This is a genomic window from Falsiroseomonas sp. HW251, assembly GCF_050563545.1.
Lineage (GTDB): Bacteria > Pseudomonadota > Alphaproteobacteria > Acetobacterales > Acetobacteraceae > Falsiroseomonas.
Genome location: NZ_JBNXUM010000002.1, coordinates 310805 through 324616, shown reverse-complemented (window position 1 = coordinate 324616; position 13812 = coordinate 310805). Strand labels below are relative to the sequence as shown.

Genomic DNA, 13812 nt, shown 5'->3' with positions numbered 1-13812 from the left:
GTTCCCATGAAGAACCTGATGGCGCGCCGCACCGCGCTGGCCCTGCTCGCCATGCCGGCCGTTGCGCACGCACAGGCACCCTGGACACCGACGCGGCCGATGCGCCTGGTGCTGCCCTTCGCGCCAGGCGGGCTGACCGACATCCTCGCCCGCGCCTGCGCCGAGCAGCTGCAGGCCCGCATCGGCCAGCCCGTCGTGGTGGAGAACCGCGGCGGCGCCGGCGGCAACCTCGCGGCCGAGGCGGTCGCGCGCGCCACACCGGACGGCAGCACGGTGCTCATCGCGACACAGGGCATCATCGCGATCAACAAGGCGCTGTACCCGACGCTGCCCTACGACCCCGACCGCGACTTCACTCCGATCGCGATGCTGGGCCAGCAACCAAACCTGCTGGTGGTCTCGCCGCGCGCGCTGCCCGACGTGACCGACGTCGCGTCGCTGATCGCGAAGATCAAGGCGACGCCGGGCGGCATGCCCTATGGCTCGAACGGCGTCGGGTCCTTCACGCATCTCTCGTTGGAGCTGTTCCGCAGCCAGGCGGGCATCGAGATGACGCATGTCCCCTATCGCGGCAGCGCGCCGCTGCTGACGGACATGGTCGCGGGCACGATCCCCGTCGCCTTCGACGGTCTCGCGACCTCGGCGCCGCAGGTGCGGCCCGGCGGCGCGCTGCGCGCCATCGCCGTCAGTTCCGGCCAGCGCTTCCGGGCGATGCCGGACATCCCCGCTGTGGCCGAGGCGCTGCCAGGCTTCGACGCCAGCCCGTGGTACGGGATCTTCGTGCAGTCGTCCTTGCCCGAGAACATCCAGGCCGGCCTTGAAGCCGCCTTCCGCGCCGTGCTGGAAAGCCCGGCCTGGGCCGCCGTGCTGACGCAGCGCGAGGCCGATGCGATGCCGCAGGGCCGCGCGGCGCTCGCGCCGCTGATGGCGCGCGAACGCCAGGTCTGGCGCGACGCCGTGCGCCAATCCGGCGCGCGGGCGGAGTGACGCCCGACGCCGTCATCGCCTGGGCTTCGCCCGGGCCGTCGGGCGAGGCCGGGCGCAAGGCGAGGCTCATCCTGCTGGACAGCCTGGGCTGCGCGCTGGCGGGGCTGCGGCATCCCCGCGTCGCCGCCTTCTCGCGCGCGATGGAAGCGATGTTCCCCGGCGATGTCACGCTCGCCGGCGCGCGCCTCGCGCCGGGCGCGGCCGCGGCGGTTCTGGCCACCGCGACCTGCTGGGACGAAGCGAATGAGGGCCTGGCCCGCGCGCATGGCCGGCCCGCGCTGCCCGTCGCGCCGATGGCGCTCGTGGCGCGCGCTCGCGGGGCGGACGCGGGCGATGCCGTCGCCGCTTTCGCGCTGGGCTACGAGGTCGCGGCCCGCGCCGGCGAGGCCTGGCGCATCAGGCCGGGGATGCATGTGGACGGGTCGTGGCACAGCCTCGGCGCGGCCGCCTGCGCGGCGCGCCTGATGGGGTTGGACGACGAGGGCATCGCACGCGCGGTGCGGCTCGTGTCCTGCCAGGTGCCCTTCGCGATCTACGCGCCGATCGCGGCGGGGATGGACGGGCGGAACAGCTACCCCGCGCATGCCGCGCTGCTCGGCGCCATGGCCGCGGCCGCGGCTGCCGCGGGGATGGACGCGCCCGAGCATGGGTTCTTGGAGGCGCGGCGGATCGCGCTGGGGCTGGAGGCGGAAAACGTCGCCCCTCCCGGAACCTGGCTTCTCGTGGAAGCCTATCTCAAGCCCTATGCCGGCGTGCGCCACGCCCACTACGCTGCCGCCGCCGCGATCGCGCTGCGCGGCCGCGTGCCGCGCGACCCCGCTGAGATCGTGCTGTCCACCTACGCCGAGGCGCTGCGCTATGCCGGCAACCGCGCGCCGCGCGCCGCGATCTCGGCGCAGTTCAGCCTGAGCTGGGCGGTCGCGGCCGCGCTGGTCCAGGGCGACCTCGGCCCCGCCGCCTACACAGACGACGCGCTGTCCGACCCGCATCTGCGCGCGCTCGAGGCCCGCATCGAGCTCACCGAGGACGCCGCGCTGACAGCCGCCGGCAGGCGGGGCGCGACGCTGACCGTGGATGGCGAGAGCGTCACCATCACCGGCGTCACCGGCGACCCCGACCGCCCGATGAGCGAGGCCGAGGCGATCGCGAAGTTCGCGCGCTTCGCCTGCCCGACGCTCGGCGAATCCGGTGTCGCGCGCGCGATCGCCGCGCTGCTGCACGACGCGCCGGCCGAGGGCTTGCTGGGATGACGGATATCCTGATCGCCGGCGCCGGGCCGGTCGGCCTGACGCTCGCGCTCGCGCTGCACCGGCGGGGCATCGAGGCGCGCGTGCTGGAGAAGCGCGAGGGCCTGTCCACGGCGTCGCGCGCCTCCACCTTCCATCCGCCGACACTGGAGGCGCTGGACGAGGTCGGGGTCTTCGCGGGCCTGCGGCGGAGCGGCGTGCAGGTGGACCGCATCCTCTGGCGGCGCGTGGACAGCGGTGATTTCGCATCTTCCGCCGCGCCGCAAGCGGCGACCCTCGACCTCGGCATCCTGCGCGACGAGACGCGCTTCCCCTTCCGCTGGCATCGCGAGCAGCACTACCTCACGCCCGCGCTGCTCGGCGCGCTGCCCCCGGAGACGGTGCGCTTCTCTGCGGGCGTCGCCGCGCTGCACCAGGACGATGCCGGCGTGACCGTGACCTGCGACGACGGTTCCATGCATCGCGCGCGGTGGCTCATCGGCTGCGACGGATCCTCGGGCGCGGTGCGCGGCCTGGCGGGGATCGCCGCCGAGACCAGCGACTATGCCCATCGCGTGTTGAGGCTGCTGACGCCGCTCGACCTGCGCGCGCATGTCGAGGGGCTGGACGGCCTCGGCTACCTCTATGACGCCGGCGGGTCGTGCTCGCTGCTGCGCATGCCGGAGGTCTGGCGGCTGATCTTCCGCATCGCGCCAGAGACGCCCGACGATGCCGCCCTGGCGGAGGACCACGCCCGCGCCCGCATCAGGCGTTTCCTGCCGCATCTCGCGGACATGCCGATCAGTGGGCGCGACGTCTATGGCGTGCGGAAGGCGATGGCGGCGGCCTATCGCGCCGGCCGCGTGCTGCTCGCGGGCGACGCCGCACATCTGACGAACACGCGGGGCGGCATGAACATGAATGCCGGCGTGCACGACGCCATGACGCTGGCCGCGACGCTGCGGCGCGTGCTCGACGGCGGCGGCGACGCGCTGCTGGATGGCTGGGCGCGGGCGCGGCTGGACACGGTGCGCGGCGCGCTGCTGCCGCGGACGGACGCGCGCGTCGCCGCCGACCCGGGCGGCGAGGTCGCGCGGATGGCGGCGATGACGCCGGACCAGGCGCGCGCATGGGCGAGGGAGGCGAGCATGCTCGATATCGCGAAGGCGGGAGCGCCGTGAGTCGCCCTGCGCGACGCTGGCATCCCACGCATCGCGTGGGACTGCTTTCGCCCTCGGCCAATCCGGCGGTGGAGCCCGAGATCCGGCACCTGCTGCCGCACCAGGCGGCGCTCCATGTGGCGCGGCTGCCGGTGATGCCGGACACCACGCTGGAACAGCGCAACGCGGTCTACCTCGACCACGTGAAGGCCGCGCTGCATGCCTTCGGGGCGCTGGCGCTGGACGCGACCATCGTCGGCATCACCGGACCGAGCTACGCGCTGCCGCCGGCAGAGGACGAGGCACTGCAGGCGACGCTCTCGGCCGATGCCGGGCGGCCGGTGATCCTGGCGTCGCGCGCCATCGCCGCGGCCCTGGCGGCGCTCGGGCGGTCGCGTCTGCTGCTGTTCTCGCCCTATCCCGGCTGGCTGACGGAGCGCGCGGAGCGCTACTGGGCCGCGGCCGGGCTCGACCTCGTCGAGTCCTTCAAGGTCAGCGACACCTTCCGTGCCTATGACCTGGCACCGGAGGAGGTTGCGGACGGCCTCGCGAAGCTGTCGCCGCCCGGGGACTGCGTGGTGCTGATCTCGGGCACCGGCGCGGCGACGCTCGACGCCATGGAATGGATGGGCGCGCGGCTCGGCGTGCCGCTCGTCTCGTCCAACCTGGCCTGTGCGTTCGTCGCGTGCCGCACGCTCGGCCTGCCGGCGAGCGAGGCGATGCTGGCGTGCTGTCCGGAACTGGCGGGGCGTCTGCCGGGCTGAGGGCAGCTATCGCGCCGTCAGAAAGGGTGCAGAGCCCGCGGTGCCCAGCGGCCCCCCGGTGCCCTGTCGCGGCTTTGCCGCGACAGGCGGAGCCATCAGCGAAAGCTCAGCGCCAATCCGGGGCCCCCGCGGCGTTGCGCAGCAACGTCGTGGGGTTGGGTTCGGGGCCCCCGCGGCGTTGCGCAGCAACGTCGTGGGGCGTGGTTAGCGCTGGCGCGCCTTGCGCGCGTCCTGCATCGCCTTGTGGGCGGCAGCAAGAGTATGGGCCCGGTTGCGCTGGTCGGCGGCGCGGCGGGCGGCGGCGTTGGCGGCCTCGATCTCGGCGGCGCGCCGGATCGCGAGCTCCTCCTGCGCCTTGCGCTCGGCCTCGCGCTTGGCGGCCTCGCGCGCCGCCTGCTCGGCGCGCTTCTCCGCGAGCCTCGCGGCGCGCTTCTCGGCCTCGCGCGCGGCGCGGGCCTCGGCGATGGCCTTCTGCTCGGCCATCCGCTTCTGCACCTCGGGGTCGTCGAGGCGGGCCTTCATGGAGGCGAACTTCTCGGCGGCGGCCTTGCGGGCCTCCTCGGCGGCATTCTTGCGCTCGTTGAAATCGAAGAGCTTCTTGGTCTGCATGGTCCTGCTGGCTTTGGGCAGCCTGCATTTAGCCGCGACAGGCCGCGTGGCCAAGGGGGAGGGCCCCGTGCTGGGCGCAACCCTCCCCCCTCATCAGTTCGTGAGGGTGACGCCGGACTCCCGCACGAGCGCCGCCCACCGGCGCACCTCCGCCTGGTGGAAGGCGCCGAAGGCGGCGGGCGGCATGGTCGCGATCCGGAAGCCCGCGGCTTCCAGCCGGCCGCGAATCGCCGGGTCGGCCAGCGCGGCCTCGGTCGCGGCGTGCACTCGATCGAGCACGGCCGGCGGCGTGCCGGCGGGCGCGAAGAGCCCGAACCAGGCGTCGCCCGAGACGTAGTCGTAGCCCAGCTCCTTCAGGGTCGGGACGTCCGGGATGTCGGGGAAGCGTTCCTCCCCGCCGACGCCGAGCGCGCGGATCCGGCCATCGGCCGCCAGCGCCGAGACGCTCGCCCAGGTCGCCATCATGTAGTCCACCGTCCCGGCGACCAGGTCCTGCGCCGCCGGCGCGGCGCCGCGATAGGGGACATGGGTCGCCGTCATCCCGTTCCGCCGCGCGAAGGTCTCGCCCATCAAGTGCGACGACGACCCCGCCGAGGAGGAGGCGTAGGTCACCCCCTGGGGACGTTTCCCCAGCGCGATCAGTTGCGGCACGCTCCGCGCCGGGGAGGACGCCGGCACCACTAGCGCATGTGGCGCGCGCGCGACGAGCGTGATCGCGGCGAAGCCGGCGGGGTCATAGGGCAGGCCCGGGATCAGCGCGCCGTTGGTGCCATGCGTCTGGTTGTTTCCGAGCACCAGGACGTAGCCGTCGGGCGCGGCGCGGAACACCTCCTGCGTGCCGATCACCCCGCCGCCGCCGCCCTTGTTGTCCACGATGACCTGCTGGCCCCAGGCGTCCTGCCACCTGGCGGCCAGGGCGCGGGCGAGCACGTCGGTCGTGCCTCCTGGCGGGAAGGGCACGACGAGGCGGACGGGCCGGGCGGGCCAGGGAGCCTGGGCCAGCGCGGGGGTGGCGAGGGTCAGAGCCAGGCCAAGGGGAAGGAGAGCGCGGCGGGCGATCATGCCGTGCAGTCTTGCCGGTTCGCGGCCGTTAGGGCAGGGGGCATGCATGCGGGTGACGGTCCTCGGCGTGGGTGCGATCGGCGGCTGGCTGGCGGCGGGATTCACGGCCGGCGGGGCCGAGGTGTCGCTGCTGGCCCGCGGGGCGGCGCTGGATGCGCTGCAGCGCGACGGGCTGCGCCTGCGGGAGGGCGCGGCAGAGCGCGCCTTCCGCCTGGCCGTCGCTGCCGACCCGGCCGACCTGCCGCCTGCCGACCTGCTGGTGCTGGGGCTCAAGGGCCAGCAGCTGCCCGCCGCCCTGCCGCTGATCCGCGCCGCGCTGGGGCCGGCGACTCAGGTCATGGCGGCGCAGAACGGCGTGCCCTGGTTCTTCCTGCAGGGCTTCGGCGGGGCGCTCGCGGGCGCCGCGCTGGAGAGCGTGGATCCCGGCGGGGCGCTCGCCGCCGCGCTGCCGGCGGAGCGCACGCTGGCCGCCGTGGTGCACGCGGCGTCCTTGGTGGAGGCCCCGGGCGTCGTCCGCCTGGTCAAGGCCGACCGCCTGCCCATCGGCGGCGTGTCCAGCGCCGATCCCGCCGCCGTCGTCGCCGCGCTGCAAGCGGGCGGCCTGCCGGCCGAGGCCTCGCCTGCCATCCGGGACGAGATCTGGCGCAAGCTCTGGGGCAATTCGAACATGAACCCGCTCAGCGTGCTCTGCCGCGGCACGCTGTCGGACATGCTGGACGAGCCCGGCGTGAAGGGCCTGGCCGAGGCGATGATGGCGGAGATGGACGCGATCGGGCAGCGCATCGGCCTGGCGCCGCTCGGCTCCATCGCGGCCCGGACCGAGGTGACACGGCGTCTGGGCGCCTTCCGGACCTCGATGCTGCAGGACTGGGAGGCCGGGCGGCCGCTCGAGCTCGGCCCGATCCTCGGCGCGCTAGTGGAGATGGCCGGGAAGCTGGGCCAGCCCGCCCCCGTGATGCGCGGGGTGCATGGGCTGGTGCGGATCCTGGAACGCTCCAGGGGCTGATACGCGGCGCCCGAAAGGGCTATATGCCGCCCATCATGAGCGAAACCCTGGCCGCCGATGCGGTCGCGCGGGAAGCCGCGCGGCGGCGAACCTTCGCGATCATCGCCCACCCCGATGCGGGCAAGACCACCCTGACGGAGAAGCTGCTGCTCAAGGGCGGCGCGATCCAGCTCGCCGGCGCCGTGCGCGCCAAGGGCAATGCGCGTCGCACGCGATCGGACTGGATGAAGATCGAGCAGGACCGCGGCATTTCCGTCGCGACCTCCGTCATGACCTTCGAACGCGCCGGCGTCGTCTTCAACCTGCTGGACACACCGGGCCACGAGGACTTCTCCGAGGACACCTACCGCACGCTGACCGCCGTGGACGCCGCGGTGATGGTGCTCGACGCCGCCAAGGGCATCGAGAGCCAGACGCGCAAGCTGTTCGAGGTCTGCCGCCTGCGCGACATCCCGATCGTGACCTTCGTCAACAAGATGGACCGTGAGGCCCGCGATCCCTTCGAGCTGATCGACGAGATCGAGCAGACGCTGGCGCTGGACGCCGCCCCCGTCGCCTGGCCGGTCGGCCGCGCGTCCGAGTTCTGGGGCACCTACGACATCCTGGCAAAGCGCCTGATGCCGGTGGACGCGACGGAGGAGGAGGGCATCGCGGTCACCGGCTACGACGACCCGAAAATCGCGGAGCTGGTCGGCGAGCAACGCGCGACGGCGCTGTCCGAGGAGGTGCTGCTGGCCGAGGCCGGCCTCAAGCCCTTCGACCTCGCGGCGTTCCGGCAGGGCACGCTGACGCCGGTCTTCTTCGGCTCCGCGCTGCGCGACTTCGGCGTCGGCCATCTGCTGGAGGGCCTGTCGCGCTTCGCGCCCCCGCCCGGCGCGCGGCCTGCCGATCCCCGCGACATCGAACCCGAGGAGCCCCGCCTGACCGGCTTCGTCTTCAAGGTCCAGGCCAACATGGACCCCAACCATCGCGACCGCGTGGCCTTCGTGCGGCTGTGCAGCGGGCGGCTGACCAAGGGCATGCGGCTGCGCCAGGTCCGCACGGGCAAGCAGGTGCCGGTGAACGCGCCGCTCTTCTTCTTCGCGAAGGAACGCCAGGTCGCCGAGGAAGCCTGGCCCGGCGACGTCGTCGGCATCGCCAACCACGGGACGCTGCGCATCGGCGACACGCTGACGGAAGGCGAGGAGGTCAACTTCAAGGGCGTGCCTTCCTTCGCCCCGGAGATCCTGCGCCATGTGCGGCTGGAGGATCCGATGCTGGCGAAAAAGCTGCGCACGGCACTCGACCAGCTCGCCGAGGAAGGCGTCGTGCAGATCTTCCGGCCTCTCGACGGCTCGCCGCCCGTGGTCGGCGTGGTCGGGCAGCTTCAGCTCGACGTGCTGCAGTCGCGGCTCAAGGTGGAATACGGCGTCCCCGCGGGCTTCGACGCGACGCGCTGGCAGGTCCTGCGCTGGATCAGCGGCGAGCGCGCGGAGATCGAGCGCTGGGCCGCGACCAACCGCAGCGATACGGCGGAGGACCATGACGGCGAATACGTCGCGTTGTTCAGCAGCGACTGGCGCCGCAAGCGCGCGGAGGAGGACTTTCCCGCGCTAAAGTTCCACGCCGTGCGGGAGCAGCACGGCGTGGTGCAGATGGCGCGTTAGGTCCTGTCGCGCTCGTCCAACCCCTCGCGCCCGACGAAGAATCCATCCGCCGGCGGGTAGTTCGCCGCCAGCCAGGCCGGCCCTCCCTGCGCGACCCACACGCCGGCGGCGATCCGCGCGCAGGCCACCAGCACCGCCAGGTCCACCTCCCGCATCGTCCCGCGCGCCTGCGCCGCCATGATCAACTGGCCGAGGAACTCCCCGCGCCAGGTGATCGGCGCGAAGATGGTCGAGCCCATGCGCGAGGTCTTCAGGTACTGCCGGAAGCTGCCGTGGTCGTCCGTGTTGCGCAGCAGCAGCTTCGACCTGGTCGCGTGGACCCGGCCGGGATGCCCGCCATCGATCGGCACCAGCAGCCGCTGCTGCTCCGGCGGGAAGCCGATGCTGCCGACCAGCATGTGCCACTGCCTGTCCGGCGTGACGAAGAAGGCGCCGGCGACGAGATACTGCCGCTCGCCTTCCTTCAGCGCGCCGGGCCTGAGATGCGCGTCGCGGTCCCCCAGGAGATCGAAGCAGCCGCGCGCGATCGCGCGGATCGCCTCCTCCGGCCCGGCCGCGTCCAGCGCCTCGTCCCCGGCGCGCTCCATCATAGCCAGCGTTGCGGTCGCGAGTTCGGCGTCGGTCATGCTCACACTCCGAGATAGGCTTCGCGCATTGCGGGATCGTGCAGCAGCTCCTCACCCGTACCGCTGTGCGCGATCCTGCCGGTCTCGATGACATAGCCGCGGTCGGCGATCGCCAGCGCCGCGCTTGCGTTCTGCTCGACCAGCAGCACCGTGACGCCGGCGCCCTTCAGCGCCACCACCGCATCCAGGATCTGGTCCACCAGCACCGGCGCGAGGCCCATGGACGGCTCGTCCAGCAGCAGCAGCCGCGGCTCGCTCATCAGCGCGCGGCCGATCGCGAGCATCTGCTGCTGCCCGCCGGACAGGCCGGCGGCCGGCAGCGCCCGCTTGTCCCGCAGGATCGGGAACATGTCGAAGACGCGTTCGAGGTTCACCTCGGCCTCGGCGCGCCCGCGCCGGAAGGCGCCGAGGCGGAGGTTGTCCTCCACGCTCAGCGGCCCGAAGACCTGGCGGCCTTCCGGTGATTGCGCGATGCCCGCGGCGACGCGCCGGTGCGGGCTCCAGGCCGTGATGTCCTCGCCATGGAAGGTTACGCGGCCGGCACTGGCGGGCTGCACCCCCGACAGGCAGCGAAGCAGCGTCGTCTTGCCCGCGCCGTTGCCGCCGACGATCGCCGTGATCTCGCCGGTCTCGACGCGCAGCGAGACGCCCTTCAGCGCGAGGATGCGGCCATAGGCGGATTGGAGGTCCTCCACGTCAAGCATGCTGTGCCCCGCGCGCCTGCTGCTCGGCGCGACCAGCCTCCTTCGCGCCGTGGGTGCCGAGATAGGCCGCGATCACGTCCGGGTTCGACCGCACCTCCGACGGCGTGCCTTCCGCCAGCATCCGCCCCTGGTTCAGCACCACGACGTGGCGGCTGATGCGCATGACGAGCTTCATGTCGTGCTCGATCAGCACGACCGCCACGCCTCGCGCGGCGACCGCGGCGATCAAGCGGTCGATCTCCTCGGTCTCCACGGGATTGCAGCCGGCGGCGGGCTCGTCGAGCAGCAACACGCGCGGCTTCGTCGCCAGCGCTCGCGCGATCTCGAGCCGCTTCAGCGCGCCGTAGGGCAGCGACCCCGCGGCAAGGTCGGCCTTGTCGGCCAGGCCCACTTCGTCCAGCAGCGCCATCGCGGCGTCGCGCGTGGTGGCGTTGGCGCGGCGCGAGCGCGGCAGGCGGACCAGGTCGGCGAGCAGGTTCGAGCCTTCCTGCAGGTGCCGCCCCGCCATGACGTTCTCCAGCGCCGTCATGCGGAAGAAGACCTGGAGGTTCTGGAAGGTGCGGGACAGGCCGAGCGCGGCGAGTCGGTCCGGCGTGGCGTCCGTGACGTCGCGCCCGCCCAGCGCGATGCGGCCGCTCGTCGCGCGATAGAGGCCGGAGACGATGTTGAAGAGCGTGGTCTTCCCCGCCCCGTTCGGCCCGATGATCGCCAGGATCTCGCCCGCGCGCGCGGCGAAGCCGACGCCGTCCAGCGCGCGCAGCCCGCCGAAGGAGATGCCGATGCCCTCGGCGGTCAGCAGCACGGAACCACGAGGCGGGATCGCGTTCATGCGGGCTTCCGCCGCAGCAGGCCCGCGAGCCCGGGGACGATCCCCGCGCGCAGGAAGATCATGAAGAGCATGATCAACAGCCCGATCACCGCCTGCTCGTATTCATGCAGGAAGGTCAGGGTCTGCGGCAGCAGCACGATCAGCGCCGCCCCGACCACCGCGCCGGGGACGGAAGCGAGCCCGCCGATCACCACCATCGTCACGTACTCGATGGAGGCGAGGAACCCCGCCGCGTCGGGCGTGACGAAGCCGTTCATCAGCGCGAGCAGTCCGCCCGCCACCGCGCCATAGACCGCGGCGATCACGAAGGCCCGCAGCTTGTGTTTCGCGACGTCGATCCCGACGGTGCGTGCCGCAACCTCGCTGTCGTGCAGCGCGGCGAGCGCGCGGCCGGCGGGGCTGTCCTGCAGGTTCAGCGCGATCCAGACGCCGAGGATCAGCGCGCCGCCTGTGATCCAGTAGAAGGTCTCGCCGCCGCGGATGCGCCATTCCCCGATCTCGGCGCGCGGGATGCGGATGCCGTCGGGGCCGCCGGTCAGCCCGACCTCGTTCACCAGCACCATGCCGACAAGCATGCCGAAGCCCAACGTCGCGACCGCGAGGTAATGGCCCTTCAGCCGCAGGATCGGCCGGCCCACGACATAGGCGACGCCGGCCGCGACGGCTCCACCCAGCGGCAGGCAGAGCAGCACGTCCAGGCCGAGCAGCTTCGGCCCGAGCGCCATCGTGTAGGCGCCGATGCCGACGAAGCCGGCGTGGCCCAGGCTCACCTGGCCCGCCTGGCCCATCAGGATCTGCAGCCCCACGGCGGCGAGCGCGGTGACCCAGATCAGCGCGGTGACCCGGAAGTAGAAGCCCGAGGGGAAGAACCACGGGATGGTGCCGATAATCGCGATCAGGATCAGCAAGGTGGCCCAGCGCGCGTTCATGTCAGACGCGCTCCACGCTGCGCCGGCCGAACAGGCCCTGCGGCATGGCGAAGAGCGTCGCGAGGATCACCACGAAGGCGACCGCGTCCTTGTAGGCCGAGGAGATCGTGCCGGCGGAAAAGCTCTCGAGCAGCCCGAGCACCAGCCCGCCGACAACGGCTCCCAGCGGGCTGCCCATGCCGCCCAGCATCGCGGCGGCAAAGCCCTTCAGCGCGAGCAGCGTGCCGACATCGAAGGAGGTCAGCGTGATCGGCGTGATCAGGATGCCGGCCAGCGCGCCGATCGCGGCGGAGAGGCCGAAGGACAGCGCGAGCACGAAGGAGGTGTCCACGCCGACCAGCCGTGCCGCCAGCCGGTTCGCCGCGGTCGCCAGCACCGCCTTGCCGAGCAGCGTCTTCTCCAGGAACACGAAGAGCCCGACGAAGACAACGACCGCGCCGGACAGCACCCAGAGGCTCTGCGGCAGGATCGCCGCGCCGGCGAGCAGGATCGGGTCGTTGCCGCTGAAGCCCGGCATCTGATGGAAGCGCTTGTCGAAGACGATCTGCGCGACGCCCTTGAGGAAGATGGATGCGCCGATGGTGATGATGATGAGCGTGACCGGCGAGGCGCCGCGCGCCGGCTCGATCGCCAAGCGATGCAGCAGCAGGCCGACGACGACGGCGACGACGATGGCGAGCAGAGCGGCAAGCGGCAGCGGGATGCCGGCCGCGGTCGCGAAGACGGTGACCATGCCGCCGAGCATCACGAATTCGCCCTGCGCGAAGTTCACGACGTCGGACGCGTTGTAGATCAGCGTGAACCCCAGCGCGACCAGCGCATAGACCGCGCCGACCGTCAGGCCGGAGACGAGGAATTGCAGGAGTTCTGCGGTCATGCGTGGGGCTCCGGGCGTCTCTTCCTCCGCCGCTTGCCCTGCCCTCCCCCGTTCCTCGATTTCTCTCCCCCGCAAGCGGGGGCGGGTCAGGGTGGGGGTGCGAGGATAAGGGCGCCCTGAACGAAGCACCCCCACCCCATCCCTCCCCGCTTGCGGGGGAGGGAGGCGCTTCAGCGGGAGAGGGAAGTCCTGTTCAATTCCCGATCAGCACGAACTGCCCGTTCCGGATCTCCACCATCCGGAACGCACTGAGATCGAGACCCATGTGGTCGGTCGCGCTCATGTTCACGACGCCCCCGGTGCCGACGAAGCCGCGGGTCTGCCGGATCGCATCGCGCAGCCGCGTGCCGTCCGTGCCGTTGGCGCGCTTGATTGCGTCCACCAGGATCATCAGCCCGTCATAGGCATGCCCGCCAAAGGTGCTGACGGGCTGCCCCGTCTCGCGCTCGAACGCCGTCTTGTAGTCCACCAGCACCTGGCGCTGCGGGTCGTTCTGCGGGAGCTGCTCGGCGACCAGCAGCGCGGCGGCGGGAAGCCGCACGCCCTCTGCGGCCGCGGGGGTCGCGAGGTTGATGAACTCCGCGCTGGCAACCCCATGCGACTGATAGAGTGGCAGCCGGATGCCGAGCTGCGCGTAGTTGCGCGTCACGATCGCCGGGCCCTGGCCGAAGCCGGGATTCACCACGGCCTCGACGCCCTGGGTGTTGCGGATGCGCGTGAGCTGCGGGGTCATGTCGGAATCACGCGGGCCATACTGCTCGTCCGCCACCAGCGTGATCCCAGCGGCCTGCGCGACGCGCTGGCACTGCGTGCGCATGGACTGGCCGAAGCCGTCGGTACCGGAGATCAGCGCCACGCGCGTCAGGCCGCGCGCGCGCAGGTCGGCGAAGATCTTCTCGCAGGCCATGCGGTCGGTGTGCGGCGTCTTGAAGGTGTAGGGCGAGACGGGGTCCACGATCTCGATGCCGCCCGCGAGGCTGATGAAGGGGATACGCGCTTCCTCAAAGACCGGGCGCATCGCCATCGTCGTGCCGGTCGTCGTGCCGCCGACCATGGCGACAACGCGGTCGTCCTCCACCAGGCGGGTCGCGAAGGTGCGGGCACGGTTGGCGTCGCCGCCGTCGTCATAGACGATGAGCTGGATCGGCCGCCCGTTCACGCCGCCGGCGGCGTTGATGCGATTGACATAGAGCCGGAGCGTCTTGTCTTCGGGGTCGCCGAGGAAGCTTGCGGGGCCCGTCACCGACAGCACGGCGCCGATGCGGATCGGCTGGCCCTGCTGCGCAAAGGCCGGCAGTGCCAACGCCGCCGCGGCGCCGAGCGCGAGCACGCCGCGCCGGAGCATCGAACCGAGACTCATTCGTCTAGTCCTCCCTGTGTGTTCGTT

Annotated in this window: 14 protein-coding genes; 6 read left to right on the top strand and 8 right to left on the bottom strand. The window is 72.3% G+C overall.

Annotated features, from left to right (window positions below; genetic code table 11):
• The first annotated feature begins 6 nt into the window (after positions 1 to 6).
• The 4 genes from ACLF3M_RS03445 to ACLF3M_RS03430 are packed head-to-tail and all read left to right on the top strand — an operon-like array spanning position 7 to position 4137.
• Positions 7 to 987 carry a Bug family tripartite tricarboxylate transporter substrate binding protein gene (locus ACLF3M_RS03445; RefSeq protein WP_430655440.1) on the top strand — a complete coding sequence of 327 codons (981 nt, stop codon included), beginning with the start codon at positions 7 to 9 and terminating at the stop codon, positions 985 to 987.
• Positions 984 to 2237, top strand: a complete 1254-nt coding sequence (locus ACLF3M_RS03440; RefSeq protein WP_430655439.1) for an MmgE/PrpD family protein — start codon at positions 984 to 986, stop codon at positions 2235 to 2237. The genes ACLF3M_RS03445 and ACLF3M_RS03440 overlap by 4 nt, the downstream gene beginning before the upstream one ends.
• Positions 2234 to 3394: an FAD-dependent oxidoreductase gene (locus ACLF3M_RS03435; protein WP_430655438.1), complete on the top strand. Its 1161-nt coding sequence runs from the start codon at positions 2234 to 2236 to the stop codon at positions 3392 to 3394. The genes ACLF3M_RS03440 and ACLF3M_RS03435 overlap by 4 nt, the downstream gene beginning before the upstream one ends.
• Positions 3391 to 4137 carry a hypothetical protein gene (locus tag ACLF3M_RS03430; protein ID WP_430655437.1) on the top strand — a complete coding sequence of 249 codons (747 nt, stop codon included), beginning with the start codon at positions 3391 to 3393 and terminating at the stop codon, positions 4135 to 4137. Before ACLF3M_RS03435 ends, ACLF3M_RS03430 begins: the two co-directional genes overlap by 4 nt.
• 204 nt (positions 4138 to 4341) lie before the next feature.
• Here the strand turns inward: ACLF3M_RS03430 and ACLF3M_RS03425 are convergent, their stop codons facing one another.
• Together ACLF3M_RS03425 and ACLF3M_RS03420 are read right to left on the bottom strand one after the other, a co-directional pair.
• Positions 4342 to 4746 (bottom strand): DUF6481 family protein, encoded by a 405-nt coding sequence (locus tag ACLF3M_RS03425; protein WP_430655436.1) that lies wholly within the window; start codon positions 4744 to 4746, stop codon positions 4342 to 4344.
• Positions 4747 to 4839: 93 nt separating this feature from the next.
• On the bottom strand, positions 4840 to 5808 hold the full coding sequence (locus ACLF3M_RS03420) for a Bug family tripartite tricarboxylate transporter substrate binding protein (protein WP_430655435.1): 969 nt from the start codon (positions 5806 to 5808) through the stop codon (positions 4840 to 4842).
• Positions 5809 to 5854: 46 nt separating this feature from the next.
• Here ACLF3M_RS03420 and ACLF3M_RS03415 point away from each other — a divergent pair, with 46 nt between their 5' ends.
• Together ACLF3M_RS03415 and ACLF3M_RS03410 are read left to right on the top strand one after the other, a co-directional pair.
• Positions 5855 to 6814 (top strand): 2-dehydropantoate 2-reductase, encoded by a 960-nt coding sequence (locus ACLF3M_RS03415; RefSeq protein ID WP_430655434.1) that lies wholly within the window; start codon positions 5855 to 5857, stop codon positions 6812 to 6814.
• A 23-nt stretch (positions 6815 to 6837) separates the two neighbouring features.
• Positions 6838 to 8460, top strand: a complete 1623-nt coding sequence (locus ACLF3M_RS03410; protein WP_430655433.1) for a peptide chain release factor 3 — start codon at positions 6838 to 6840, stop codon at positions 8458 to 8460.
• On the opposite strand, the gene ACLF3M_RS03405 is transcribed toward ACLF3M_RS03410, so the two are convergent.
• The 6 genes from ACLF3M_RS03405 to ACLF3M_RS03380 form a co-directional block, all read right to left on the bottom strand.
• Positions 8457 to 9086, bottom strand: coding sequence for a GAF domain-containing protein (locus ACLF3M_RS03405; RefSeq protein WP_430655432.1), 630 nt, complete (start codon positions 9084 to 9086; stop codon positions 8457 to 8459). The genes ACLF3M_RS03410 and ACLF3M_RS03405 overlap by 4 nt on opposite strands.
• A 2-nt stretch (positions 9087 to 9088) precedes the next feature.
• Positions 9089 to 9790: an ABC transporter ATP-binding protein gene (locus ACLF3M_RS03400; RefSeq protein WP_430655431.1), complete on the bottom strand. Its 702-nt coding sequence runs from the start codon at positions 9788 to 9790 to the stop codon at positions 9089 to 9091.
• Positions 9783 to 10619 (bottom strand): ABC transporter ATP-binding protein, encoded by an 837-nt coding sequence (locus ACLF3M_RS03395; RefSeq protein WP_430655430.1) that lies wholly within the window; start codon positions 10617 to 10619, stop codon positions 9783 to 9785. The genes ACLF3M_RS03400 and ACLF3M_RS03395 overlap by 8 nt, the downstream gene beginning before the upstream one ends.
• Positions 10616 to 11548, bottom strand: a complete 933-nt coding sequence (locus ACLF3M_RS03390; RefSeq protein ID WP_430655429.1) for a branched-chain amino acid ABC transporter permease — start codon at positions 11546 to 11548, stop codon at positions 10616 to 10618. Before ACLF3M_RS03390 ends, ACLF3M_RS03395 begins: the two co-directional genes overlap by 4 nt.
• Position 11549: 1 nt before the next feature.
• Positions 11550 to 12425, bottom strand: coding sequence for a branched-chain amino acid ABC transporter permease (locus tag ACLF3M_RS03385; protein WP_430655428.1), 876 nt, complete (start codon positions 12423 to 12425; stop codon positions 11550 to 11552).
• A gap of 193 nt (positions 12426 to 12618) precedes the next feature.
• Positions 12619 to 13785 carry an ABC transporter substrate-binding protein gene (locus tag ACLF3M_RS03380; RefSeq protein WP_430655427.1) on the bottom strand — a complete coding sequence of 389 codons (1167 nt, stop codon included), beginning with the start codon at positions 13783 to 13785 and terminating at the stop codon, positions 12619 to 12621.
• Between the last annotated feature and the right edge of the window lie 27 nt (positions 13786 to 13812).

Bases quoted from the DNA above. Each gene is read 5' to 3' on its own strand.
- ACLF3M_RS03445 (WP_430655440.1), top strand. From the start codon at position 7: ATGAAGAACCTGATGGCGCGCCGCACCGCGCTGGCCCTGCTCGCCATG.
- ACLF3M_RS03435 (WP_430655438.1), top strand. From the start codon at position 2,234: ATGACGGATATCCTGATCGCCGGCGCCGGGCCGGTCGGCCTGACGCTC.
- ACLF3M_RS03425 (WP_430655436.1), bottom strand. From the start codon at position 4,746: ATGCAGACCAAGAAGCTCTTCGATTTCAACGAGCGCAAGAATGCCGCC.
- ACLF3M_RS03420 (WP_430655435.1), bottom strand. From the start codon at position 5,808: ATGATCGCCCGCCGCGCTCTCCTTCCCCTTGGCCTGGCTCTGACCCTC.
- ACLF3M_RS03415 (WP_430655434.1), top strand. From the start codon at position 5,855: ATGCGGGTGACGGTCCTCGGCGTGGGTGCGATCGGCGGCTGGCTGGCG.
- ACLF3M_RS03410 (WP_430655433.1), top strand. From the start codon at position 6,838: ATGCCGCCCATCATGAGCGAAACCCTGGCCGCCGATGCGGTCGCGCGG.
- ACLF3M_RS03405 (WP_430655432.1), bottom strand. From the start codon at position 9,086: ATGACCGACGCCGAACTCGCGACCGCAACGCTGGCTATGATGGAGCGC.
- ACLF3M_RS03400 (WP_430655431.1), bottom strand. From the start codon at position 9,790: ATGCTTGACGTGGAGGACCTCCAATCCGCCTATGGCCGCATCCTCGCG.
- ACLF3M_RS03395 (WP_430655430.1), bottom strand. From the start codon at position 10,619: ATGAACGCGATCCCGCCTCGTGGTTCCGTGCTGCTGACCGCCGAGGGC.
- ACLF3M_RS03390 (WP_430655429.1), bottom strand. From the start codon at position 11,548: ATGAACGCGCGCTGGGCCACCTTGCTGATCCTGATCGCGATTATCGGC.
- ACLF3M_RS03385 (WP_430655428.1), bottom strand. From the start codon at position 12,425: ATGACCGCAGAACTCCTGCAATTCCTCGTCTCCGGCCTGACGGTCGGC.
- ACLF3M_RS03380 (WP_430655427.1), bottom strand. From the start codon at position 13,785: ATGAGTCTCGGTTCGATGCTCCGGCGCGGCGTGCTCGCGCTCGGCGCC.